This is a genomic window from Sphingopyxis sp. H053, from assembly GCF_001468225.1.
Lineage (GTDB): Bacteria > Pseudomonadota > Alphaproteobacteria > Sphingomonadales > Sphingomonadaceae > Sphingopyxis.
Genome location: NZ_LNRU01000008.1, coordinates 168,385 through 192,740 on the forward strand (window position 1 = coordinate 168,385; position 24,356 = coordinate 192,740).

Below are 24,356 nucleotides of genomic sequence, written 5' to 3' on the forward strand. Positions count from 1 at the left end.
ATGGCGATCAGGCAAGATCGCGCACCTTGGCTTCACGCGCCCAATGGCGCCGTGTGCCCACGCTTTCAAATTTGTCGATCGCAACGACACCGCCGTCCTTTTCAACCCCCGCCTTGTCGAGCAATAGCTGCGTCGCTTCATCATGGGCGATGGTCTTGCAATGCCCATAGGCGTCCATGAACCACTGGACGGCTGCACCCTGCGCCGATAGCGCCTTGGCCTGTTCGTCGGTCAGGATCGAGGCGACGGCGTCGAACAGCACCGAAGGCGAGCCCGCGAGCTGGCCGTCGGCCTTGAGCGTGCCGCCCTTGACCTTGATCCCGCCGACCTTCGGCGCGACGAGAAAGGCGGTGCCGCCGGCGCTTTCGATCGCGCCTTTCAGCTTGTCGATCGCCGCCTTGTCCGACCCTTCGGCGAACAGGATCGCGACCTTGCGGCCCTCCATCGTGTCGTCGGCATTCTTCTGGATCGAGAGCGCGTCAGAGGGTTTGAGCTCGACTGGCGGTCGCGCCGCCTTTTCCTTGGCCGGCAGATCGATCGCGAGGCCGACGGCGACGCGCATCGCCAGATCCTCGTCGATGTTGCGGAGTTGGCCGACGACGCGCGCACGAACATGATCGAGCGTGACCTTCGACAGCTCGAACACCAGCGCCGAGGCGATATGCGCCTGCTCATTCTCGGTCTGCGACAGATAAAAGAGCCGCGCCTGAGTAAAATGATCGGCGAAAAGTTCGGCGCGGATGCGCAGCTTCTGCGCTGGGTCGTTCCGCTCGTCGTTGGCGGTGAAGGTCGTGAAGCCCGTTTCGGCGCTCGCTCGCGGGCCGCCATTTTCGCCTGCTTCAGCTAAGCTATTGGGCTCATAATTGGCGCGCCCGGTTGGCACGAGCGTTTGCATCATCCCGTCGCGCTGGAAATTGTGGAACGGGCATTTCGGCGCATTGATCGGGATCTGGTGGAAATTGGTCGTCCCCAGCCGCGATTTCTGGGTGTCGAGATACGAGAATAGCCGGCCCTGCAGCAGTGGATCATTGCTGAAATCGATCCCGGGAATGATGTTCGACGGCAGAAAAGCGACCTGTTCGGTTTCGGCAAAGAAATTGTCGACATTGCGGTTGAGCGTCATGCGGCCGACGATCTCGACGGGGATATCTTCTTCGGGAATCAGCTTGGTCGCGTCGAGCACGTCATAGGGCTGCTTTTTCGCGAACGCCTCGTCGAACACCTGCACGCCGAGATCCCACGCCGGAAAGTCGCCCGCATCGATCGCCTCGAACAGGTCGCGGCGATGGAAATCGGGATCGGCACCCGCAATCTTGACCGCCTCGTCCCATGTCGTCGACTGGAGTCCGAGCACCGGCTTCCAGTGAAATTTGACGAACTTGCCCTCGCCCTTTGCATTGACGAAGCGGAAGGTGTGGACGCCAAAGCCCTCGATCATACGGAAGCTGCGCGGAATCGCGCGGTCGGACATCGCCCACATGATCATGTGCATCGCCTCGGGCATCAGCCCGATAAAGTCCCAGAAGGTATCGTGCGCGCTCGCCGCCTGCGGATAGCCGCGATCGGCTTCCATCTTCACGCTATGGACGAGGTCGGGGAATTTCAGCGCGTCCTGGATGAAGAAGACCGGGATATTGTTCCCGACGAGATCCCAATTGCCGCTGTCGGTGTAGAGCTTGACCGCGAAGCCGCGCACGTCGCGCGGGGTGTCGACCGACCCGGCGCCGCCGGCAACGGTCGAGAAGCGGACGAAGACCGGGCAGGTCGCGCCCTCCTTCTGCAAGATCGACGCCTTGGTCAGCCCGGGGATTGCCTTGGTGCATTCGAATACGCCGTGCGCGCCCGAACCGCGCGCGTGGACGATCCGCTCGGGGATGCGCTCATGGTCGAAATGGAAGATTTTCTCGCGGAGGACAAAATCCTCGAGCAGCGTCGGCCCGCGCTCTCCGGCGCGAAGCGAATTCTGGTTGTCGGAAATGCGGTGACCGAAATTGTCGGTCAGAAAAGACGCATCCGTTGGGCTCCCGCCCGCTGCCACATTCTGGTGCAGCTCGTCACCATTCCCGCGGCTCGCCTCGATCTTGGGCTGGCCTGCGCCCGGTTGGTGCTCGCGAAGCTTATGGTCATTCGCGGGGGACGGTGGCGGAGCTTTCGGCATCGATCGTTCCTTCAGCCGCGGAAGGCGACACTGCTACAATCCGCCGCATCGCCATATGTTGCGTGGGCCTAGGCCATTGCCGCCAGAATTTCCGAAATCGCGACAAACGCAAAGCACACCGAGCTGTCGGCCACGCCATAAGGCAGGAAGATATCGTCGCCGACGCGGATCGCTCCGCACGTATAGACGACATTGGGAACATAGCCCTCACGGTCCTCGTCAGCGGCGGAGAGGATCGGATTGGGGGTCCGGCCGATCACCTTCGACGGATCCTCCTTGTCGAGCAACATCGCCCCGATCGCATATTTGCGCATCGCCCCGACGCCATGCGTCAATACCAGCCAGCCCTCGTCAAGCTCGATGGGCGCCCCGCAATTTCCGATCTGGACGAGCTCCCAGGGAAAGCGCGGTTCGAGCAGCAACTCGCCCTCCTCCCATCGATCGATCGTGTCGGATCGCAGCAGATATAGGTTCTTGCCGTCCTGCCGCCCGATCATGCAGAATTGCCCGTCTATCTTGCGCGGAAAGAGTGCCATGCCTTTGTTGCGCCCAGCCTTGCCCTTGATCGGGGTGAGCGTGAAATCTTTGAAGTCTCGCGTGCGTAGCAATTCGGACTGGATGTCGCGGCCGCTGTAGGCCGTGTAGGTTCCGATCCACTCGCTGTTGCCGCTGTCGCGCTCGAACTCGACCAGCCGCAGGTCCTCGAGTCCGTTGCGCTGCGCCTCCGTAATTGGAAAGATCACGGTTCCCGACAGAGTATTATCCTTCTGCCGGTAGAGCGAGACGACATCTTCCGGTTTGTCGTCGCGGTGCGGGCCAAGCATCGCTGCGGTGGCGAAGGCCGGCTGCGGCAACAGCGTCAGCTCGCGATCGCAGGTGATGATGCCCTCGCGAAAGGCTATGGTCGAAATATGCCCTTCGCCGACCGCGCGCAGCGACAGCAGGATGCGGATGCTCCCCTCCTGCAGCCCGCTCTGGTCGGGGTGGCGCACGACACTGGGGTTCATCAGCGCTGCCGCCGCAAAGCTATATTCGTGGCAGAAATAGGCGCCGATCAGGAGCCGCATTTCGCGTTTGAGGGCGAGACCTTCGAGGCCGAGCTTGGGTTCTATTTCGTCAAAGCGATCCTCGAACACCTTCTCGATCTGCCAGTGCCGGTCGGCGAAATCGCGCAGCACGACGCCGAGTTCGGCGCGCACCGTCCGGGGATCGAATTCAACGATCTCGCGCGCCAGCCGCTGCACGCGTTCGAGATCGGGGCCCGACGCCTGCCAGGCCAGATGAAAGGGTCGCACGACGACGCGCGTCGGGTCTGCGTGCAGACGCAGTTCATGCTGGATCAAATGCAAATGATCTTCCTTTCAGCCGACCTGCCGGACGAAATCCCGAATGGCATAGGTCGCATGCTGATAGGCGAGAACCGACTCTGCGCCTTCATTCAGATTGAGGCCGCGCGGATTTATCCCGTCCTTGCTGGTGCCCGTGAGCGCATCGCCAACAATCATGCCGCGATCGTTGCACCCGCCGAACCATTCATACGCACGCCGCGCATGCGCCAGCCAGATGTCGTCGCCGGTGACGTCATAGGCCGCCGACGCGGCATCGATCGCGGCCCAGATCTCGAGCGGCTGCTGGTCGAAGGGCTGGGGCAGTTCATAGGCACGACCGAAGCTGTCGGAACCGACGGGGCGATAATGACCGCAGGGCGAAATCTGGACATCGTTGATCCACCGCAGCGTCTCGACCCCGCACGCGGTGACGTCCGCACGCTCCAGCCGCACGCCTGCGCGCAGCATTGCCTCGGACAAGCGGCAATTGTCGTAGGCGAGAACGGGTTCGAACCAATGCCAATCGGGACGTGCCGCCGCGTCATACAGCGCGAGCAGCCGATCAGCGCCTCGCTGCAATATCCGGTTCGCAGGCCCATGCCGGGGATCGCCCGACAGCATATAATCGGCACCGAGCATCGCGAAAGCGATCGCGCGCGGCGAATTATACTCCAGCGCGGAGGGGGCCGTCCGCTCGAACAGTTCACGCGCCCATTGGCGTAAACCGGGATCGCGCGCCTCGCGCGCCGTCGCGCCAAGTGCCCAGAGGGTTCGCCCACAGCTATCCTCCGAGCCGACGTCCTCAAGCCAGTTCCGTCCGAACCCCATGAAGTTGCGAAACTCGCCTCTGTCCGTGTTCCAGGCATGCTGGACGAAAGAAGCGAAGACCGAGGTCAATTGCCCGCATTGACGGAGCGCATCGTCGTCCAGCCGATGCATCAACATCAGCGCGCGGGCATTGTCATCGACGCAATAGCCGTGCGCGCGGTCCGGAATCATGTGGATGCTGTGCTGCAGAATGCCGGTGTCGTCACAAATGCGCAAAAGGCCTTCGACGCCGATCCGATTCGGAATTGGCGTTGCCTTCGGCACGACGCGGTTCTCTTCGATCAATGCGTGGGTCCGCGCCGCGAAGACTGGCCAGATCATGTCACGGCTGCGCGCATAAGCGCGCTTCTGCAGCGTGAGCAGCCTCTCGGGATCGCCGAGCAGATATTTGATCTCGTTCGCGATCGCCCCGCTATCGTTGAAGGGCACCAGCACGCCATGATCGTCGGCGAGCAATTCGACGGCATGGACATAGGGCGTCGAGATGACGGCCTTGCCGAGCGCCATTGCATAGGAGAGCGTGCCCGAGGTCGACTGCTGCGCGCCGGTATAAGGCGTCACATAAATGTCGGCCGCCTCGATCAGGTCGAGGAGCTCGCCAGTCTCCATGAATGCATCGATCCAGCGGACATGCGCTTCGACGCCGAGCGAGACGGCAAGCGCCTGAAGCCGTTCGCGATAGGCTTCGCCTTCATGCGCCAGAAGATTGGGATGCGTGGCCCCGGCGATACAATAGAGGAAATCCGGATGATCCTCGACGATCGCGGGCAACGCCTCGATGACCGCCTCAATCCCTTTGCCTGGCGACAAAAGCCCGAAGGTCAGCGCGACGCCTTTACCCTCGAACCCGAACCGCGGCTTGAACTGCGACGCGCGGCCGAAGGGCCGGTCGGGAACGCCATGCGCAATCAAAGCGATCTGCTCTTCGTCGGCGCGATAGATAGTCCGCAGCAGATCGCGCGAGCGCTCGGACATGACGACCAGCTTGGTCGCGCGCGCAATCAGACGGTCCATGACACGGCGCTGATCGGCGTCGGGTTCGGCGAGCACGGTGTGAAGGGTGATGATCAGGGGTGCGGAAACCCGATCCACCAGTTCGAGGATCATATCGCCCGCCAGTCCGCCGAAGAGCCCGAACTCGTGCTGCAGCCATACAATGTCGGCGCGGCTCGCCTCGATTTGCCGCGCCGCTTCGACGAAGCTGGCCGCGTCACCTTCGGTTATGACGCCGCGAACGACCCGATCGAAAATGGTCGGGACGGCCGCGGGCGCCATCGCATAGACGTCGACCGCGAGGTCGGGAGCAGCTTCGCCAAGCGACGAACGAATGTCCGCCGTGAAGGTCGCGATGCCGCAGCGCCTGGGAAGAAAGCCGCCGACAAGAGCGAGCCGGGCGGTAGCCAATGCTTCCGGCCGGAGCGTTTGGCACGCCTCCTGGCCTTCATTGAACGATGTGCGATCGAGCGTTTCGTACACAGGCAATTACCTTCCAAAAAATGATGTGACAGAAGGCCTCACCCAACAGGTTTTCGGTTGTTTAGAGACGCGCAACAGACTGCAGACATCTCGAAACAGAACAATTCAGCGGCGCATTTGTTCCCCTTGGCACGCACCTCGCCGGTAGCCGTAGGGGGCAATCCCGGTCACGCCGGCCGAATGTCGCGGCCACATTTTCACCTCAGACAGGCGACGATGATTTCGATGATCGCAAGCGTTTCGCCCGGATCGCGAACGGAGATCGTGTCCAGTCCCAGCGCCTTGGCCGGATAGTCATTGCCGCCCGGGAATATCGCATCGCCGATGAAGAGCATCGCACCCAGTTCGATACCACTTTCGTCGCTCAGCTTCGTCAGGCCATAGGCCTTGTCGACGCCTTCGCGCGTGACATCGATCGACGTAGCGCCGCCCATATTGATCGACAGACCCGGCAGACGTTGGCGAAGGTCGGCTTGGATCACCTTGCGCTTCGCGAAATCGGGATCCCATTTTTCCTTGGCATCGATGGGCGCTTCCTGACCCAATGCCGAGAATGTGATCTGGCTCCCCCGATCCTCGACCCGTTCTCCCCAGACGGCTTCGGGAACGAACCCGGTCGCCCGAAGCGCCGCATCGAAGGCTTCGAATATGCGCTGCTTCTCTTCGTCGGCGAAGATTTCGGCATAACGCGCCTGCCACGCGCCCGAACGGAAGGTGTAAAGCTTGGTGCCGGTCGTCGGCATGAGCCACAGCCGCGCGCGGTCCGCGCGCTCGGGAAGGCGCGTCGCCACCTGTTTGTCGAACTGCGGCCAGTCGCCGCCCGAGATTATAGCAACCTCGGCAACACCCATGAGGTCGGCAAGTGCGTCTCCCATCGCGTTATCGAGCGGCTGCTTGCTCTCGGCGAGCGTCCCGTCGAGATCGAAAGCGATCAGCCGCTTCATACAGGCGTCTGTCCGGCTTCGACTCTTGCCGCCTCGCGCTGCCGCCGCACGGAGGCTTTGGCGTCGACAAGGTTCGAATAGCGATAGGTCCCCACCGCGAATTGTTCGACATAGGTCCGGATGATGCCATCCTCGTCGTCGGCCGGCGGGCGCAGGCTCCCTCCCTCGTCTTCCCACGCCGAGCGCGACGCCGCCTCGTCGATTGCGGCTGCGAGAGCGCCATCCTCCACACCCAGGGAGCGATAAAAGTCGCGCCCGACGGCCAGCAGCGTGGCGCGAATGTCGAGCGGCCGACCGTCCGCTCCGTCAACCGCCCCAGATGGATGCTGGCCTTTCGCCTTCTCGAATGCCTTTGCCATCAGCAATTCGGCGATCAGCACATCACCGACCAAACCGCCCTGCGCATCGACCGCGTCCGTGGATGGTATGGCAAGATCGGCAATGGCCTCGGCGTCGCCGCTCAGTCCGCGACGCTCGCGATATTCGTTGATGCGTTTGGCATAATAACGCGGCAGGTCGAAACTGGGCATCGCCTGCCCATCGTGTCGTCCCTGGCTGACGGCCATCAAGGCCATCTGATGGTGGTGGAGAAGTTGATTGAGGTCCATAGCTTAGCTCCTTTAGCGGGAGCGCAGCGGTCTCTCAGTCGCCGGCACGCGGTGGAAGCGGGCGATGCCATGGAGGTGGGGTTGCAGGGCTCCAAATACAATGAGCGTGAATTTATAATTGTCGATGATCGGCGGGTGGCCGCTCATATGACTCGACTCCCCGCAGAATAGGCCTAGCCTCGATCGGCAGAGGCTTTCCACGCGACCCGGAAAGTCGATGGGGCTTCCTTTGGTCATCAACGCAGAGGATGAGAGGGCTTCGCGGTAGCGGAGCCCTTTTGCGGCAGTGGTTGGATGCCTATTGCAGGCGGGCTATGGCCGGTTACGGACGGCCGGCCTAACTTTCCAGCCCCCATTTTGGCGATATCGCCGCTTCAGCGCCCCGTCGGACACCTTGCGCCCCGCCTCCGCTTCCTGCTCCAAGCGCTCGGCTTCGATGTCCGCCTGACTGCGAATGCTGTCGCGCTGCTTCTCAATCGCCTCGACCTCGTGCATCATCAGCAGGGCTTGCTGCTGCTAGGCGCGATCCGGAAATTTGGCGCATCAATCAGAACGGTCGTCGGCCGGTTTTCCCAATTAACTCGAAGCGCGCCCGGCCAATGTCCATGGGCGCTAGCGGTTCCAATATTCCTGATAGGCATATGATCTCATTAGAATGAATTGGACCGTCGCCGAGCTTTCCAACACCCTCGAGCCCAATCGCACCTGCTGTCACGACGGCGGACAAAGGCGATGGGTTTGGAGAGCTGAATGTCCGGAAGCAATTCCCCTTGGATGAATGAAGAGTTGTCGCTGCTTCGCGATGCTGCGTCGCGCTTTCTGGCGCAGGAGATGGTGCCGCAGCGCGAACGCTGGGAAGCCGAAGGCATTGTCGATCGAGCGTCGTGGCGCAAGATGGGCGAAGCGGGGCTACTCTGTGCGAGCATCCCCGAAGCCTATGGCGGCGCGGGCGGTACCTACGCCCATGACATCGTCATCTTCGAGGAAATGGCCCGGGCCGGCCTGACGGGCGGCCTTGGCGGCGGGGTCGGCGTGCATGCCGGCATCGTCGCGCATTATATCCTTTCCTATGGCACCGAGGAGCAGAAGCTGCGGTGGCTGCCGGCGCTGGCGTCGGGCGAGAAGATCGGCGCGATCGCGATGACCGAGCCGGGTACCGGGTCCGATCTGCAAGCGGTCCGCACGACTGCGAAACGCGAGGGCGGTCACTATATGATCGATGGGTCCAAGACCTTCATCAGCAACGGCCAGAATGCCGACCTTGTCATCGTCGTCGCGCGGACCGGCAGCGAAGCGGGGGCGAAAAGCCTGTCGCTCATCGTCGTCGAAGCCGATGACGCCGATCAGGCGCAGGGGTTTCGCCGCGGCCGCAATCTCCACAAGATCGGAATGAGCGCGCAGGACACGTCCGAGCTGTTCTTCGATGGCGTTCGCGTGCCCATGGGCAACCTGCTCGGCACCGTCGAAGGCCAGGGCTTTACCCAGCTCATGATCCAGCTCGCGTGGGAGCGGCTGCAACTGGCGATCATGGGCGCGATCCACATCGAAGAAGCGGTCCGCATGACGACGGCCTATACCAGAGAGCGCAAGGCGTTCGGCAAGCCGCTCTTCGAATTCCAGAACACCCAGTTCAAACTGGCCGAATGCGCCACGGTCGCCAGCGTCGCGCGGACCTTCGTCGATCAGATGATCGTTCGACTGCTGGCCGGCGAGCTCGACGCGGCCACCGCGGCGATGGCGAAACTCTGGATTTCCGAGCAGCAATGTCAGGTCATCGACGAGTGCCTGCAGCTGTTCGGCGGCTATGGCTATATGACCGAATATCCCATCGCGCGGCTCTACGCCGATGTTCGGGTCGGCCGCATCTTTGGCGGCACCAGCGAAATCATGAAGACCATCATCGCGCGCTCGCTTTGACGCGCCCCTATAAGCAAGTGGACAGAAAAATGACTGAACAACTCCGTTACGATAACAAGGTCGTCATCATCACCGGCGCGGGCGCCGGGCTTGGCCGCCAGCATGCACTGATGTTCGGTGCGCGCGGCGCGAAGGTCGTCGTCAACGATCTGGGCGGCGACATCGCCGGCGGCGGCAAATCATCCGCCGCGGCCGATGCCGTGGTCGAGGAGATCAAGGCGTTGGGCGGCGACGCCATCGCCAATTATGACTCGGTCGAGGATGGCGCGAAGATCGTCCAGACCGCGCTCGATGCGTTCGGGACCATCGATGTCCTCGTCAACAACGCCGGCATCCTGCGCGATACGAGCTTCGCGAAGATGACCGACGCCGACTGGGATATGATCGTGCGCATTCATCTGAACGGAACCAAGGCCGTCACCCACGCCGCCTGGCCGATCTTGCGCGACAAGGCCTATGGTCGCATCGTCATGACCACCTCGGCGGCGGGCATCTATGGCAATTTCGGCCAGGCCAATTATTCGGCCGCGAAGCTTGGCATCTATGGCCTGGCCAACACGCTGGCCGAAGAAGGGCGCGCGAAGAATATCCTCGTCAATACGATCGCGCCGATCGCGGCCTCACGCCTCACTGAAACCGCCTTTCCCGAAGAATTTCTCGCCAATCTCAAGCCCGAGGCGGTCAGCCCGCTGGTCGGATGGCTCGCGCATGAGAGCTGCACCGAAACCAAGGGGCTGTTCGAGGTCGGCGCGGGTTATATCTCCAAGCTGCGCTGGGAACGCACCCGCGGCTACAGCTTCGGCACCGATCGCGCCTTCACACCCGACGATGTCGCCCGGCAATGGAACAAGATCAGCGATTTCGCCGACGCCGAACATCCCGTGACCGTCAACGACACCTTCACCGCGGTGATGCAGGCGGTGAACACGAAGACGCTCGGCGGCAATGAATTCATCGATCTCGATGTCGCGATGCGCGAGGAGCTGGTCCTCGAATCCGCCTATGACGAGCGCGACCTCGCCATCTATGCGCTGGGCGTTGGCGCCGCGCGCGATCCGATGGACGATGACGAGCGCAAGTTCGTCTATGAGCTCGGCGATTTCCATGCCCTGCCGACCTGGGGCGTGATGCCGCAATCGAACGCGATGCTCGCCAAGGCGAAGGACGGCGGACTGAAGCTTCCAGGGATGAGCTATGGCTTTGACCGAATACTCCATGGCGAACAATATACCGAAGTGCGCGGGCCGCTTCCCAAATCGGCGAAGCTCAAGCATATCTTCAAGTTCAAGCAGGCCTATGACAAGGATCCCCACGCCGTTGTGGTGTTCGGCGTCAGCACGGTCGATGAGCATGGCGAAGAACTCGTCTATAACGAGATGACGTCCTTCGTGAGGGGCGCGGGCGGCTGGGGCGGCGAGCGCGGCCCCTCGGCAGACATTAATGTGCCACCGGCGCGCGAGCCCGACGCCATCGTCGAGGAAGCGACCGATGCCAACCAGACCTTGCTCTATCGCCTGTCGGGCGACTGGAACCCGCTCCACGCCGACCCCGCGTTTGCCAAGGCGTTCGGCTATGACAAGCCGATCTTGCACGGCCTTTGCACCTTCGGCCATGTCGGCCGCCATGTGGTGAAGGCGATGCTCGGCAATGATCCGCGCAAGTTCAAGAGCATCAAGGTGCGCTTCGCCGAGCCGGTCTTCCCCGGCGAGACGCTGGTGACAAAGATGTGGAAGGAAGCCGACAATCGCGTGATCGTCGAGACGAGCGTCAAGGAACGCGGCAAGGTCGTGATCAAAAATGCCGTGGTCGAATTCTATGACGAGATTCCGGTTCGCAAGCCGAAGGCCGCAAGCCAGGACACCGACGCGGCGGCTGCGGTTCAACCCGACAAGGTTATCCCGCAGGACGTGTTCGCTGTGATCGCCGATCATGTCGCGGGACACCCCGAGCTTGCCGCCAAGGTCGACACCGCCTTTCAGTTCAAGCTCAACAACCCCGAATCCCACTGGGTGCTCGATCTGAAGACCGGGGCCGATGCCGTTCGCGAAGGCATCGCCGACAAGGCCGACTGCACGATCGAACTCGACGCGGACCTGCTGCATACCGTCGTGACCGCCCCGCTCGCCGACGTCCAGAAGCTCTTTTTCGGCGGACAGATGAAGGTGGGCGGCGACGTGATGGCGTCGAACAAGCTTAGCGAACTCTCGGTGATCGATCCTGATCAGTACGACAAGGCCAAGGCAAGACGGCTCGCGGGTAATGTGACATGATCCGCATGGGTCAAGGACAGGAGATGGAAATGGCCGCCAGCGAGACTGAAGTGGAAGCCGCCCTGCGGCGGATCTTCCCGATCTACGAGCATGCCGGCCTGACCGTGGAATCGGTGCGTGACGGCATCTATCGGGTGCGCATCCCGCTGAACCGCGAGAATGGCAACCACCTGAACACCGTCCATGCAGCTTTGCAATGGGCCGCGGCCGAGGTTCTGGGCGGTCTGGTGGTCATGGCCGTTTTCGGCCTGGAGCAACTGGACAAAATGTACGGTGCCGTCCAGTCGGTCTCGATCGATTTCCAGCGCCCGGCCCGGTCGGCGATCGTCGCCGAAGCCCTGTTCGACGAGCGCGAGGCCCGGCGGATCGAACAGATGATGGGGGACGGACAGGATGCGACGTTTCACCTTCACGCCGTCGTTCGGGACGAAGGCGGTGCAACAGTGGCGGTGACCGAAGCCGTCTATGTCGTGCGCCCCCTGCGCCCTGCCAAAGCGGACGTGCGGCTGGGCCGTGCCGGAATGTAGCGACCGGTTGGAATGACGGACCGCCATAAGAGCGGCTGTGGAGAGGAATTATATGTACCTGACTCAAGGCGTTCACCGATCGGTTCAGATCAACGGCAGTGGCACTGCGACATCGTTCCAGGGCCGCAAAAGAAACTGGTGTGAATTTGGCGACCGCGTCGCCCGGCTTGCCGGGGCGCTCCGTGCACTGGGCGTGGGGCCGGGCGACCGGGTGTCGATGCTGGCGCATAATTCGGATCGCTATGTCGAACATTATTATGCGCTGTTCTGGATCGGCGCCGTCGCGGTCCCGGTGAACACGCGCTGGAGCATGGCGGAAATCCTCTATTCGCTCGACGACTCGACGCCGTCGGTACTGCTGTTCGACGACAGCTTCACCGATCAGGCGGCGGCGTTGCGCGATGAGGCTGCGTCGCTGCGCCATCTTATTTACGCTGGCGAAGGAATATCTCCCGACTGGGCGCAGGACTATGAGCGGCTGATCGCCGAGGCCGCCCCGATCGAGGACCTGCGGCACGGCGGCGAGGCGCTGGCGGCGATCATGTATACCGGCGGGACGACGGGGTTCCCCAAGGGTGTCATGCTGAGCCACGCGGGGCTTGTCTCTAGCGTGCAATCGATGGGCGCGATCACGCGACCCGGTCGTCACTCCATCACCTTACATGCCCCCCCGCTCTTTCATATGGCGGCGGCAGCCATGATGTTCTCCACCACATTTTTCGGCGGGTCCCATTCGATCATCCCCGGCTTTGTTCCTGCCCTCGTCTGCGATGCGATCGCGGCCGACCGGATCACCGATATCCTGCTGGTTCCGACGATGGTGAAAATGCTGCTCGATCATTGCGACGAGCATGGCGGCGACCTGTCGTCGATCCGGACGCTTGTCTATGGCGCCGCGCCGATGCCCGAACCGATTTTGCGCCGCGCCATCGCGGCGTTGCCCGATGCGCAGCTTTTTCACGGCTATGGCCAGACCGAGCTGTCGCCGGGAGCGACGGTCCTCTCTCCCGAATATCAACGGCTGGACGGCGACATGTCCAAACTCGGCTCGGTCGGCCATGCGCTCCCCGGGATCGATGTGAAAGTCGCCGCGGACGACGGCAGCGAACTGGCGCGCGGCGAGGTCGGCCAAGTCTGGGTTCGCGGCCCCAATATCATGATGGGATATTGGAACAAACCCGAGGTCACTGCCGCGACCATCATCGACCATTGGGTGCTGACCGGCGACGCCGGCTATATGGATGCCGACGGCTTCCTGTTCATCGTCGACCGGGTCAAGGACATGATCATCTCGGGCGGCGAAAATGTCTTTTCCGCCGAGGTCGAGAATGCGGTGCTAAAACATCCCGCCGTTGCGGATTGCGCGGTGATTGCCGTGCCCGACGATCAATGGGGCGAGCGCGTGCATGCGATCATCGTCCCGCGCGCGGGGGAATCCCTAACCCTCGATATGTTGATCGCGCACTGCAAGACGCTGATCGCCGGCTATAAATGCCCGCGCTCATGCGAGGTTCGCGAACAACCGCTACCGCTTTCGGCGGCGGGCAAGGTGCTGAAAACCGAATTGCGCGCGCCCTACTGGACGAAACAGGACGCGGCCTGAGCCACCCCCATGCCGAAAGCGAAATGCAACTATGTCTGATGCCATTCTGTACGCGCTCGACGGCGACGTCGCGACGATCACATTCAATCGCCCCGACCGGTTGAATGCCCTGACGTTCGATATGATCGACGATTTGTCGGCCATACTCGATCGGGTGGTGGAAGAAGGCGCGCGTTGCCTGCTGCTCACGGGCAACGGGCGCGGGTTTTCGACCGGCGCCGACCTTCAGGAGATGGATCTGGATGCGTTCGCCCGCGACATAGGCCAAATGTTCGTCGAGCAGCTCAATCCCGCCTTCGAGAAGCTCGCAAACCTCCCCATTCCCATCGTTACCGCGGTGAACGGGCCGGCGGCGGGCGCGGGGTGTTCGCTTGCCCTGTACGGGGATTTCGTCGTCGCGGCCCGCTCTGCCTATTTCTACCAGTCGTTCGCCAATATCGGACTCGTGCCCGATGCCGGGGCGACCTGGATCATTCCAAGGCTGATCGGCCTCCAGCGCGCTGGCAGAATGCTGTTGCTCGGCGAAAAGATCAGTGCCGACCAGGCCTGCGACTGGGGCATGATCCATGCCTGTGTCGACGATGAAGAACTTGCCGGAACCGCCCGCACGCTGGCGGATCGGCTCGCCAAGGGTGCGACAACGTCGTACCGGCTTATCCGGCACGGCATGCGCGCCGCGCTGAATCAGAGCTTTTCCGAGACGCTCGCGATGGAGGGACTCGACCAACACGCCGCTGCCCAGACCAGGGACTTCCGGGAAGGCGTGACGTCTTTTCGCGAACGTCGCTCGCCGAATTTCTGCGGCGCATGAGATTGCCGCGATCCAATGTCGCGATATGACTGTCAGGAATAACTCAGTAGCAGTTTGAATTGGACGCCTTGCACCCGGCGCACGACACTCAACCTCGAAAAACAAAATATTGAGGGAGAGGATATTGCTCATGAGGAAATATTGGCTGCTGGCGAGCGCATCGCTATTGTGTCCTGGGACTGCATTCGCGCAAACCGGAACCGATCCGGCCCCGCAAGGATCGACCAGCGCGCTCGCCGACGAGATCATCGTGACCGCCACCAAGAAAGGCTATGGCGAGAATGTCCAGGATGTGCCGATCGCGGTGACCGCCTATGGCGAGGCGCAGCTCGACGCCAAGTTTGTCCAGAATCTGCAAAGCCTGAGCTATGATGTTCCCAACGTCCAGCTCGAAGATGTTGGCTCGACGCCCGGCTATGCGAATTTTTCGATCCGCGGGCTTGGCATCAACAGTTCGATCCCGTCGATCGACCCGACGGTCGGCGTCTTCATCGATGGCGTCTATCTCGGCATCAACGCCGGCGTCCTGTTCGACAATTTCGACCTCGAGGGACTGGAAGTGCTGCGCGGCCCGCAAGGTCTGCTCTTCGGCCGCAATGTCACCGGCGGCGCGGTCGTCGTCCGCACGTCGCGGCCGAGCTTCGATCTTGAATTCCGGGGCAAAGCCTCGGTCGAGACCGGCCTCAAAAAGACCGTTAGTGGCGTCGTGACGGGGCCGATTGTCGACGATGTCGTGGCAGCAAAACTCGCGGTCTATTACAGCGACGACGATGGCTGGTTCCGCAATCGTTTCGACGGCAAGAGCTTTGGCAAGGCGAAGGATCTGATTATCCGCCCCGCCCTATCGATCCGGGGCGGCGAGGATTTCCGCATGGATATTCGCTATGAGCATGGCGAAACCAAGGGCGACGGCCCAGCAGGCCAAAATCATGGACTGTTCCGCCGCGACAGCTTCGACTTCTCGGTCAACAATCGCGGTTTTTACGACAACAAATGGGATCAGGCGAGCGCCGAGACCAATGTCGACGTCCGCTTCGGCGAGGGCGTCATCACTAATATCGCGGGTTATCGGCGCTATCGGTCCTCCGCGTCATCCGACATCGATGCCACGCCCCTGTCGCTCTTCCATGCCGACATCGAGATCGCTCAAAGCCAGCTCAGCGACGAACTGCGCTATGCCGGAAAATTCGGTGATGTCGATGTCACGACGGGCCTCTATTATTTCACGCAGGATATTCGCTATGGCGAGCGCCGTACCCTCCTCGGAGGTCGGCAGATCGTCTCAGGCGGCGGCGCCCAGGATCAGACGACCTGGGGCGTGTTCGCTTCGGCGGACTGGCATCTGAGCGAGACGCTGACGCTGAACCTCGGTGGTCGCTACACCTGGGAGCGCAAGACCGTGCAAGTGTCGACGCTCCGGCCCAATGGCTGCAATCTCGATACGATCATCTGCACGACCAACTTCGCCGACAGCGACAAATGGAAGGGCTTCACCCCCAAGATCGGCCTGCAATGGCAACCCGGCGACGATACGCAGGTCTATGGCGTCTACACCCGCGGCTTTCGCAGCGGCGGCTATAATCTGCGCAACACCGATCCGAACGTACCGCCGGGGCCGTTCGACCAGGAAGTGCAGGACAGTTTCGAACTTGGCGTGAAGCAGCAGTTCGGTCGCAACCGGATCAATGTTGCGGGCTTCTACAACCGGATCAAGGATCTGCAGCGCGAGATCGTCCTGCCGGGGCCGCTCGGCGCAAGCCAGGTGATCCGCAACACCGCCGATGCGACGATCAAGGGGATCGAGGCCGAGGGGCTGTTCTTCATTCTCCCGAACCTCGCGCTGTCGGGCCAGGTCGGTTATGTCGACGGCCAATACCGCAATGTCCAGTTTGACCTCAGCGGCGATGGCGTGATCAACGGCGTCGATCGCAGACTCAAACTGCCTCGCCTGTCACCCTGGACCTATGGCGCCGGCCTGACCTACGACCAGCGCCTCGGTTCTCTGGGTACGGCGACCGCGCGGGTAAGCTACAACCATCGTGACAAGGCAGCCTTCACCGATAATAATCAAGGTTTCCTCCAGGGTGCGGACATGCTCGATGCGAGCCTGACGCTCGCGACAGCGGACAACCACTGGAAATTCTCCATCTATGGCCGCAACCTGCTGAACGAGGCCACGATTGGAAGCGATGTACAGCTCCCGGCGGCCTTTGGCGGGGTTGGCGCCAGCTTCTCGCCACTCAACAAGGGGCGCGTGATCGGTGGCGAGGTGGCGGTCAGCTTCTGACGCACCGAAACGAGGCGCGGCCGATCTCCTCCTCTCTCCGGCCGCGCCTCGTTTTTTTAGCCGCCAATGATACCCCGCGCCTTCAGGTCGGCGATGTGCGCGACGTCATAGCCCACCGAGGAGAGCACTTCTGCGCTATCCTCGCCCGCTGCGCGCGACATCCGGGGCTTTTCGGTCACAGTCCGGGTGTAGCGCGGTGCCGGAGCGGGCTGGATTTTGCCGTCGACACAAAGGAAGGTGCCGCGTTGCTGATTATGTGGATGCAGCGGCGCCTCGGACAGCGACAACACCGGCGCGAAACAGGCATCGGAACCCTCGAGCAGGGCGCACCACTCTTGCCGGGTCCGCATCCGGAACAGTTGGTCAAGGCTGGCCCCCATCTCCGGCCATGTCCTGGCGTCGAAATGATTGGACGGCAGGTCCGTCGCTTCGACCAACCGAAGCAGTTCCCGGTAAAATTGCGGCTCGACCGGACCGATGGCAATGAACTTGCCGTCCGCGGTTTCATAGCTGTCGTAAAACGGAGCCCCCGTATCAAGCAGATTGGCGCCGCGCTCATCCCGCCAGTGACCATTTCCATAGAAGGACCAGATCATGCTCGCCAGCACCGCGGCGCCATCGACCATCGCACAGTCGATTGCCTGACCCTGGCCGCTTTGGCGGGCATGAAGGATCGCGCTCACCATTCCGAAAGCGAGCATCATCCCGCCGCCGCCGAAATCGCCGACGGCATTGGCGGGCGGTGTCGGCTTCTGGCCCGCGCGCCCATAGGTGTGCAGATTGCCCGAAAGCGCGATATAGTTGATGTCGTGCCCTGCAGTGTGTGCGTAGGGGCCCTCCTGCCCCCAGCCGGTCATCCGGCCGTAAACGAGGCGCGGATTGTCCTGCAACAGGACGTCCGGCCCAAGACCCAAGCGCTCCATCACCCCCGGACGAAACCCCTCGATCAGGCCGTCGGCCGTGCGACACAGATCACGGATAATCGCGATGCCCTCGGGCGTTTTGAGATCAATCATGACCGACCGCCGCGAGCGCACCAATATGTCGTCGGCAACCCCGGGCGCGAAGCCCGGACCGTCGCCCGGCCGTTCGATACGGATCACCTCCGCGCCATGATCGGCGAGCATCATGCCGCAAAACGGCCCCGGCCCGATGCCGGCAATCTCGATAATCCGCAGTCCAGCCAAAGGTCCGGCCATAAATCCTCTCCTCGTTGAAAAGGGAAAGATTGGCGGAACCGGCCTATTTGCTCTAATTCATTATCATCATCGATCATGCCTGAGAGGAATGATATGTTCGATTCCCGATTGAAGCATGCCGTGGCGGTGGGAAAGCTCGGTTCCTTCTCGCGCGCGGCGGACGATGTCGGCGTCACCCAATCGGCGGTGACCAAGAGCGTCGCCGATCTTGAGCGGCAGCTTGGCTATCCCTTGTTTCACCGGACCTCGCGCGGCGCGCTGCTGACCGAAGAGGGGCGCGATTTCATCGACCGCGCCTCGCGTCTCCTGTCCGATGCCGCCGAACTGGTGGGCGACACCGAGCGAAGCGCCGACCCGTACAAGGGGCTTTTGCGCATCGGCATCTTCCCGGGCTCGCTCGAGTGGATGCTGACCGAGCCGCTCCTCGCACTGCTGCACCGTCGCCCCAGCATTCGCATCGAGATGGTGACGGGGTCCAGCGAACGGGGGGTCCAGCTCCTGACGCGCGGCGACATCGATGTGGCTTTCGGCATGCACGCGGCATTCGCCAACTGGGCCCAGTTCAAGTGCGAGAAGATGGGCGTGCTCGACGCCGTACCGTTTGTCCGCCGCGAGCATCCGATCCTTGCCATGGGCCCGGTGACGGTGGAGACGCTCACCCAGTTCGATTTCGTCGTCCCTTCGTCCTCCGAACCCTACACAACCGCGGTACGCCGGATGTATGAAGCAAGCGGGCAAGCCTTGGGTGACCGCCTGCATGTGATGGATTTTTTCCCGCTCATCGAGCGCGTCGTCGCCTCGTCGGATACCATCGGTTTCGTTGCCGTCGAATTTGCGAACAGCCGGCGATTCCGGGAACGGTTCGTGGCCCTGCGGGATACGAATTTTTTCGAAGGGCCGCCGCTATGCTGCGCGGTGCGGGCCCGCTGGCCCGCAAAGCCAGCGACCAGGGCAATGATCGCCCAAGTGCGCGAGAGGCTGGGCTAAGCTGCGTCCACTCCGGTCCCGATGTCGAGCACTATTCCATAAACGAATAGTTCTCTACTATTTTGAATTGGACCCAACGTCGGCGGGCATCCGATACGCCTCCACGGAACAATGAATCTGTCGGAGAGAAGAAAAATGGCCAAATCTGAACGCGAAGTCCTTGTCGCCGGTGTGGGCATGGTCCCCTTCACCAAGCCGGGCGCCGGTCCCGCCTATGATGAGATGGGATCGCAAGCGATCCGCCTCGCGCTCGCCGACGGCGGCATCGACTATGCCGATGTGGAACAGGCTTATGCCGGCTATGTCTATGGCGACAGCTGTTGCGGCCAGCGCGTCGTCTATCAGGTCGGGCTGACCGGCATTCCGGTGTTCAACGTCAACAATAATTGCTCGACGGGTTCGACCGCGCTCTATCTGGCGCGGCAGGCGGTCGCGAGCGGCGCGGTGGATTGCGCCATCGCGGTCGGCTTCGAACAGATGACGCCGGGCGCGCTCGGTGCAACCTTTACCGACCGACCGAGCCCTTTTGTCGACTTCAACACCGCAACCGATGCGCTGGTCGATACCGAACTCCCCCTCGCGCTCAAATATTTCGGCGGAGCCGGGCTCTCGCACATGCAGAAATATGGCACGACGATGGAGGATTTCGCCAAGATCCGCGCCAAGGCGAGCCGCCATGCGGTGAACAATCCGCTTTCGGTGTTCCGCAAGGAAATGAGCGAGGCCGATGTGCTCGGCGAACAGCTAATCTGGCCCGGCGTGATGACGCGCCCGATGGCCTGCCCGCCGACCTGCGGCGCCGCAGCCGCCATCCTCGTCTCGCCCGAATTTGCCAAACGCAACGGCCTCACGCCCGGCGTCCGCATTGCCGCACAGGCAATGGTTTCGGACCAGCCCTCGACCTTCGATGCCAACGACATGATGCAAGTTGTCGGCTACGACATGACCGGCCGGGCGGCGCGGCAGGTCTATGAGGCCGCCGGCGTCGGCCCCGAAGACATCCGCGTCGTCGAACTGCACGACTGCTTCGCGCATAACGAACTGATCACCTATGAAGGGCTCGGCCTTTGCCCCCAAGGCGGGGCGCAGAAATTCATCGCCGATGGCGACAACAGCTATGGCGGGCGCGTCGTCACCAATCCGTCAGGCGGGCTTTTGTCCAAGGGCCACCCGCTCGGCGCCACCGGCCTTGCTCAATGTTATGAATTGACCCATCAACTTCGCGGTACTGCCGACGCACGCCAGGTCGATGGTGTACGCCACGCACTTCAGCATAATCTCGGCCTTGGCGGAGCATGCGTTGTCACGCTGTACGAAAAGGTCTGAGCTTGTAACTTCTAGCAAAAATGGTCGGAAGGCTCAGCATAGTGACAAAGCAGTCGATGCTGAGCCGCCCCGGCTGGAATCCAGACGGCACACCCCAGCCAGGATATCCGCTCGACGAAAAACACATAGTTCAATGACGAATATCGCGGGACTTGAACTGGTGGAGATGGCCGGTTGGAGACAGTCTGCTTCTAGGCTCAAATCATAAAAAGCGGGCATTTAGGGACGAACAGGCCCCCATCGATGCCAATGACTCCTGCCGAACGACACATCCATTCTCACCGAATGTTGCCTCCGCCGTCAGCCCCGACACACGATCGCCATCCGACATCTCTGGAGAGCGACGTTCATTGATTTGAATGCGCTCCTGGCATTTTCCATCGTCAAGAAATCCAGGCTTTTATGCCCTACTTCTGGGTTCGGCTATCTCGCGGACGGCAAGCGCGCGCCGATCTCAGCCTCTTCGCATTCCAGCTCGGCCAGACTGGCCTCATGACAGGCTGGCACAGCCCGTCCTCGATCACCGACATGAAACAGCAACGCGCGCTCGATCTTCGCGAATCTGCGGGTTCGACCAACCCCGCCCGGAGCCGAAAGCCAAAGTCCGGCCCTCAGGATTTCAGATGGGACGGCCGATAGATGTGGCAACCAGCTGCTCCACAAATTAGCTAATTAATTCAAAAACTTAGATAAGTTGGTAGCGGAGGAGGGACTCGAACCCCCGACACGCGGATTATGATTCCGCTGCTCTAACCAGCTGAGCTACTCCGCCCCGAAGGGCCGCCGCGATGGGCGAGCAGCGCCTATAGGCAGGGCATTCGCGCTGGTCAATATCATGTGCGCACTCCGCGAAAATTGCGTGCGAAGGCCGGTTGCCACGGGCCGCCGAGGTAGTGATGCGCGGCGAGACCCGCGATCGTCAGCGCGCGCGGCCGGAAGCCGGCGGCGAGTTCGGCGAGGAGCGCGCGCGCCTGTGCGGGTTCCACCTTGTTCTGGACGGTGACGTGGAGCCGCGGCGTTCCCTGGTCCTGCAGCGTCAGCATCCCGGTGAAATGGTCGGCTATGCGTTCGCGAATCGCCAGCAGGTCTGCGCTGTCGATGCGAAAGGCGACGCCGCCGCCGAGCGAATAGATCTCGCGCAGGTTTGCGGCGGGAGGCGGCGTGTCGGCGGCGATACGGCGAATCAGCCGGTCGAGTTCATCGAGGCACGAGGGCGGCAGCTGTTGAAACAGCGTGATGTGCGCCGCGAGATGATTGCGCTCATGCGGATAATAAGCAGCGCGCAGATTGTTGAACGCAAGCTGGTCCGCCGCACCCATCGTCGCGGTCACGATGATGGGTACGGCGCCAGCGGCCCGGACGGGAGGGGGGGATGCCGGGCCGCTTATCGGTTTAAGCCGCCTGCGACAGCTTGCCCTGGTACGGGTTCGCCTTCACCCACTCGAGCGCCTTTTCGGGGGTCGATTCGACATAGGGATCGGCGTCGGTGCCGACGTCGTTGATGCCGGGTTCGACGAACATCTGGACCACGACGCCGTCATCGACGATCGCGGTGTAGCGCCAGCTGCGCATGCCGAAGCCAAGGTGATCCTTGTTGATCAGCATGCCCATGCGGCGCGTGAACGCGCCCGAGCCGTCGGGAACCATCTTCACATTTTCGACGCCGAGGTTCTTGCCCCAGTTGTACATGACGAAGGCGTCGTTGACGCTGATGCAATGGATATCGGCGACGCCGGCAGCGGCGAAGTCGCCGTGCAGGCGTTCGAAGCCCGGGCACTGCTCGTTCGAGCAGGTCGGGGTGTAGGCGCCGGGCAGGCCGAACAGGATGTGGCGGCCGGTGCCGAACAGCTCGCCGGTGTCGACATCCTGCCAGCGGAACGGGTTCGGGCCGTCGACGGCTTCGTCGCGCACGCGGGTCTTGAGCGTGACGGCGGGAACGGGCTGATTGATCATGGGAGAGCCTTTCTGTTGTTGGTTTCGTGCGCCTAAGCGCATGAAAGGCTGCTGCGGTCCAATCGATAAATTGGCAAAGGTTGATCGGATTTATCGATTAACTCGGATTGCAAAAATTCGAATGCCGGATGCGGGTGAGGAGCTATAGGCTGGCCCAGAATCTGCGCAGCGCGGCGGCGACTTCGGCAGGCCGTTCGGCGATCGCCCAATGCCCTGCCCTTTCGATCACCGTCAGCGGTGTGCCGGTGTTCGCGGCGAAGCGCTGCGCCACCGACAGTTCGACATAGGGATCGCCCTCGCCCCAGATCAGCGTGCCGTTCGCGGGCAGCTTGCCGATATCGCGCGCCCAGTCATGCTCGAAACTGAGCCCGTTTGCCGAACGATAAAGTTTCAGGATCGCGCGGCGCTTGTCCTTGTTCGCCCATTGCGCCGCCTCTTCGTGCGCGATGTCGGCGGGCATACCCTGCGCCGCCAGCCCTTCGGCAAGCTTGCCGGGTTTGCTGAGCGCCATGAAGATTTCGCCCAGCACCGGCGTGTTCCAGATGCGCGCGATCCGGTGGCCGCGATATTCGGGATCGATCACCGCGTTCGAAACCGCCCAGCTGCGGATCAAATCGGGGCGCAGCATCGCGGCGCGCTGCGCGATGAGCGCGCCCCAGTCGTGGCCGACGATGTCGATCGGGCCGTGCGCCGCGACCAGCGCCTCCGTCTGCTCCACCGCCCAGTCGGCATAGGCTTCCTTGGTCGCGGCAAAACCGGCAGGCAGCGGAGCGGTGAAGCCGGGAAGCGCGGGCACCACGACCGGGGTGTCGCCGAGGTCGAGCGCGGCGAGCAGCGGACGCCAGATGGCGGGGCTGTCGGGGACCCCGTGGATGAAGAGCTTCGCGGTCACCATTGGTCCCCCGTTCGTCATCCCGGCGAAGGCCGGGATCTCACCGTGGCTCTGATCCGCAATGTCGAGATCCCGGCCTTCGCCGGGATGACGATCTTTTGGGGATCGCTACTCCATCTCCCCGCGGTCGCGCCGCAGCTGATACCATTTCTGCACATTGGCATTATGTTCGGCGAGCGTGCGCGCGAAGATGTGACCGCCGTCGCCCTTCGCGACAAAGAAGAGATAGTCGTTCGCTTCGGGATCGAGCACCGCGGCGATCGAGGCCTTGCCGGGGTTGGCGATCGGGCCCTGCGGCAGGCCGATCATGCTGTAGGTGTTGTACCCGTTCACCGCCTGGATTTCGGAGCGTAATATGCGGCGCCCGAGCGGTTTACCCTTGGTGATCGGATAGATGATCGTCGGGTCGGCCTGAAGCCGCATGCCGACGCCGAGGCGGTTGGTATAGACGCCCGCGACGGTGCGGCGCTCGGCGGCGACGCCGGTTTCCTTTTCGACGATCGACGCCAGCGTCATCGCCTGGTTGCGGTCCTTGACCGCAGTGCGCGGCGTGCGTTTGGCCCAAAGCTCGTTGAACGCCTTGTCCATCGCCGCCTGCATGCGCTTCACGACCGCGGCGCGGGTCTCGCCGGTGGTGAAGGCGTAGCTGTCGGGTAGGATGCTGCCCTCGGCGGGAACCGGGATTTCGCCCTTCAGCCGCTTTTCGGCCATCAGCCGGTCCCACACCATGATCGAGGGCATGCCCTCGGGGATCATGACCATGCGCTGGATCGTCTTGCCCGACTGGAAGAGCTCGAGAATGTCGCCCGCGTCCATCCCCTTCTCGACCTTGTATTCGCCGGGCTTGATCGGGTCGTCCGAGCCGAAGAAGCGCGCTTCGTTGCGAAAGCTCGATGCCGAGACAAGGCCAGCGTCTTCGAGAATCTGCCCTGCTTTCGCGATGCTGGCGCCCGGCGGGATGACGATTTCGGCATCCTTGGGCGCGCCGCCCGAGCAGGCGGCGAGCAGCAGGGCCAAGATCGTGATCGTCAGCCAGCGGAACGGATGCACGCTTTTCTCCCGTCGGTTGGATGGCCCCTGCTTAAAGCCACAAAAGACCCGCATGTGCATCGTCTTTTTGTGTCCTTTGTGGCTTTAAGCGAAGCCTCTGCGAACGCCCTGCTGCTAGAGCATGGCGGTGCAATGTAGGAAAGAGGTTTTGATCCTCCCTGTCGCGCAGCGATGGGGAGGTGGCAGCGCGAA

The 24,356-nt window shown here is 62.3% G+C and carries 19 protein-coding genes and 1 tRNA gene; 8 read left to right on the top strand and 12 right to left on the bottom strand.

Annotated elements, in window-relative coordinates; all coding sequences use genetic code 11:
* Positions 1-7: 7 nt before the first annotated feature.
* The 6 genes from ATE70_RS17110 to ATE70_RS17135 form a co-directional block, all read right to left on the bottom strand.
* Complete coding sequence (locus ATE70_RS17110; protein WP_082639953.1) at positions 8-2,158, bottom strand: catalase; 2,151 nt, start codon at positions 2,156-2,158, stop codon at positions 8-10.
* Positions 2,159-2,226: 68 nt separating this feature from the next.
* Entirely contained in the window at positions 2,227-3,507 is a 1,281-nt protein-coding gene (locus tag ATE70_RS17115; protein ID WP_058539051.1) for a glycoside hydrolase family 130 protein, read from the bottom strand.
* Between the two features lie 12 nt (positions 3,508-3,519).
* Entirely contained in the window at positions 3,520-5,790 is a 2,271-nt protein-coding gene (locus ATE70_RS17120) for a glycosyltransferase family 4 protein (RefSeq protein ID WP_231732784.1), read from the bottom strand.
* 197 nt (positions 5,791-5,987) lie between these two features.
* Entirely contained in the window at positions 5,988-6,734 is a 747-nt protein-coding gene (locus tag ATE70_RS17125) for an HAD-IIB family hydrolase (RefSeq protein WP_058539052.1), read from the bottom strand.
* Entirely contained in the window at positions 6,731-7,342 is a 612-nt protein-coding gene (locus ATE70_RS17130) for a hypothetical protein (RefSeq protein WP_058539053.1), read from the bottom strand. Before ATE70_RS17130 ends, ATE70_RS17125 begins: the two co-directional genes overlap by 4 nt.
* Positions 7,343-7,654: 312 nt before the next feature.
* A complete protein-coding gene (locus tag ATE70_RS17135) occupies positions 7,655-7,840 on the bottom strand; it encodes a hypothetical protein (RefSeq protein ID WP_058539054.1) in 186 nt (61 codons plus the stop codon).
* Positions 7,841-8,116: 276 nt separating this feature from the next.
* Here ATE70_RS17135 and ATE70_RS17140 point away from each other — a divergent pair, with 276 nt between their 5' ends.
* The 6 genes from ATE70_RS17140 (at position 8,117) to ATE70_RS17165 (ending at position 16,757) form a co-directional block, all read left to right on the top strand.
* The gene (locus ATE70_RS17140) at positions 8,117-9,259 is read left to right on the top strand and encodes an acyl-CoA dehydrogenase family protein (protein WP_197411500.1); all 1,143 of its coding nucleotides are present in this window, start codon (positions 8,117-8,119) and stop codon (positions 9,257-9,259) included.
* Between the two features lie 29 nt (positions 9,260-9,288).
* On the top strand, positions 9,289-11,529 hold the full coding sequence (locus tag ATE70_RS17145) for a peroxisomal multifunctional enzyme type 2 (protein WP_058539056.1): 2,241 nt from the start codon (positions 9,289-9,291) through the stop codon (positions 11,527-11,529).
* Positions 11,526-12,056 (top strand): DUF4442 domain-containing protein, encoded by a 531-nt coding sequence (locus ATE70_RS17150; protein ID WP_082639955.1) that lies wholly within the window; start codon positions 11,526-11,528, stop codon positions 12,054-12,056. Before ATE70_RS17145 ends, ATE70_RS17150 begins: the two co-directional genes overlap by 4 nt.
* Positions 12,057-12,108: 52 nt before the next feature.
* Complete coding sequence (locus tag ATE70_RS17155) at positions 12,109-13,659, top strand: acyl-CoA synthetase (RefSeq protein WP_058539058.1); 1,551 nt, start codon at positions 12,109-12,111, stop codon at positions 13,657-13,659.
* Between the two features lie 31 nt (positions 13,660-13,690).
* Positions 13,691-14,470, top strand: coding sequence for an enoyl-CoA hydratase-related protein (locus ATE70_RS17160; RefSeq protein WP_058539059.1), 780 nt, complete (start codon positions 13,691-13,693; stop codon positions 14,468-14,470).
* A 130-nt stretch (positions 14,471-14,600) separates the two neighbouring features.
* The gene (locus tag ATE70_RS17165; RefSeq protein ID WP_058539060.1) at positions 14,601-16,757 is read left to right on the top strand and encodes a TonB-dependent receptor; all 2,157 of its coding nucleotides are present in this window, start codon (positions 14,601-14,603) and stop codon (positions 16,755-16,757) included.
* Between the two features lie 56 nt (positions 16,758-16,813).
* Here the strand turns inward: ATE70_RS17165 and ATE70_RS17170 are convergent, their stop codons facing one another.
* Positions 16,814-17,956 (bottom strand): CaiB/BaiF CoA transferase family protein, encoded by a 1,143-nt coding sequence (locus tag ATE70_RS17170; protein WP_058539061.1) that lies wholly within the window; start codon positions 17,954-17,956, stop codon positions 16,814-16,816.
* 93 nt (positions 17,957-18,049) lie between these two features.
* On the opposite strand from ATE70_RS17170, the gene ATE70_RS17175 reads away from it, so the two are divergent.
* Both ATE70_RS17175 and ATE70_RS17180 read left to right on the top strand, forming a co-directional pair.
* A complete protein-coding gene (locus tag ATE70_RS17175; RefSeq protein WP_058539062.1) occupies positions 18,050-18,943 on the top strand; it encodes a LysR family transcriptional regulator in 894 nt (297 codons plus the stop codon).
* 135 nt (positions 18,944-19,078) lie between these two features.
* Positions 19,079-20,269, top strand: a complete 1,191-nt coding sequence (locus ATE70_RS17180; RefSeq protein ID WP_058539063.1) for a lipid-transfer protein — start codon at positions 19,079-19,081, stop codon at positions 20,267-20,269.
* Between the two features lie 695 nt (positions 20,270-20,964).
* On the opposite strand, the gene ATE70_RS17185 is transcribed toward ATE70_RS17180, so the two are convergent.
* The 5 genes from ATE70_RS17185 to mltG form a co-directional block, all read right to left on the bottom strand.
* Positions 20,965-21,041, bottom strand: a tRNA-Met gene (locus ATE70_RS17185).
* Positions 21,042-21,102: 61 nt separating this feature from the next.
* A complete protein-coding gene (locus tag ATE70_RS17190; RefSeq protein ID WP_058539064.1) occupies positions 21,103-21,588 on the bottom strand; it encodes a 2'-5' RNA ligase family protein in 486 nt (161 codons plus the stop codon).
* A 73-nt stretch (positions 21,589-21,661) separates the two neighbouring features.
* The gene (locus ATE70_RS17195) at positions 21,662-22,222 is read right to left on the bottom strand and encodes a peroxiredoxin (protein WP_058539065.1); all 561 of its coding nucleotides are present in this window, start codon (positions 22,220-22,222) and stop codon (positions 21,662-21,664) included.
* Between the two features lie 142 nt (positions 22,223-22,364).
* Positions 22,365-23,117 (bottom strand): alpha/beta fold hydrolase, encoded by a 753-nt coding sequence (locus tag ATE70_RS17200; protein ID WP_082639956.1) that lies wholly within the window; start codon positions 23,115-23,117, stop codon positions 22,365-22,367.
* Positions 23,118-23,222: 105 nt separating this feature from the next.
* Positions 23,223-24,164, bottom strand: coding sequence for an endolytic transglycosylase MltG (mltG, locus tag ATE70_RS17205; protein WP_058539066.1), 942 nt, complete (start codon positions 24,162-24,164; stop codon positions 23,223-23,225).
* Between the last annotated feature and the right edge of the window lie 192 nt (positions 24,165-24,356).

Bases quoted from the DNA above. Each gene is read 5' to 3' on its own strand.
- ATE70_RS17110 (WP_082639953.1), bottom strand. From the start codon at position 2,158: ATGCCGAAAGCTCCGCCACCGTCCCCCGCGAATGACCATAAGCTTCGC.
- ATE70_RS17125 (WP_058539052.1), bottom strand. From the start codon at position 6,734: ATGAAGCGGCTGATCGCTTTCGATCTCGACGGGACGCTCGCCGAGAGC.
- ATE70_RS17130 (WP_058539053.1), bottom strand. From the start codon at position 7,342: ATGGACCTCAATCAACTTCTCCACCACCATCAGATGGCCTTGATGGCC.
- ATE70_RS17135 (WP_058539054.1), bottom strand. From the start codon at position 7,840: ATGATGCACGAGGTCGAGGCGATTGAGAAGCAGCGCGACAGCATTCGC.
- ATE70_RS17140 (WP_197411500.1), top strand. From the start codon at position 8,117: ATGAATGAAGAGTTGTCGCTGCTTCGCGATGCTGCGTCGCGCTTTCTG.
- ATE70_RS17145 (WP_058539056.1), top strand. From the start codon at position 9,289: ATGACTGAACAACTCCGTTACGATAACAAGGTCGTCATCATCACCGGC.
- ATE70_RS17150 (WP_082639955.1), top strand. From the start codon at position 11,526: ATGATCCGCATGGGTCAAGGACAGGAGATGGAAATGGCCGCCAGCGAG.
- ATE70_RS17155 (WP_058539058.1), top strand. From the start codon at position 12,109: ATGTACCTGACTCAAGGCGTTCACCGATCGGTTCAGATCAACGGCAGT.
- ATE70_RS17160 (WP_058539059.1), top strand. From the start codon at position 13,691: ATGTCTGATGCCATTCTGTACGCGCTCGACGGCGACGTCGCGACGATC.
- ATE70_RS17165 (WP_058539060.1), top strand. From the start codon at position 14,601: ATGAGGAAATATTGGCTGCTGGCGAGCGCATCGCTATTGTGTCCTGGG.
- ATE70_RS17170 (WP_058539061.1), bottom strand. From the start codon at position 17,956: ATGGCCGGACCTTTGGCTGGACTGCGGATTATCGAGATTGCCGGCATC.
- ATE70_RS17175 (WP_058539062.1), top strand. From the start codon at position 18,050: ATGTTCGATTCCCGATTGAAGCATGCCGTGGCGGTGGGAAAGCTCGGT.
- ATE70_RS17180 (WP_058539063.1), top strand. From the start codon at position 19,079: ATGGCCAAATCTGAACGCGAAGTCCTTGTCGCCGGTGTGGGCATGGTC.
- ATE70_RS17190 (WP_058539064.1), bottom strand. From the start codon at position 21,588: ATGGGTGCGGCGGACCAGCTTGCGTTCAACAATCTGCGCGCTGCTTAT.
- ATE70_RS17195 (WP_058539065.1), bottom strand. From the start codon at position 22,222: ATGATCAATCAGCCCGTTCCCGCCGTCACGCTCAAGACCCGCGTGCGC.
- ATE70_RS17200 (WP_082639956.1), bottom strand. From the start codon at position 23,117: ATGGTGACCGCGAAGCTCTTCATCCACGGGGTCCCCGACAGCCCCGCC.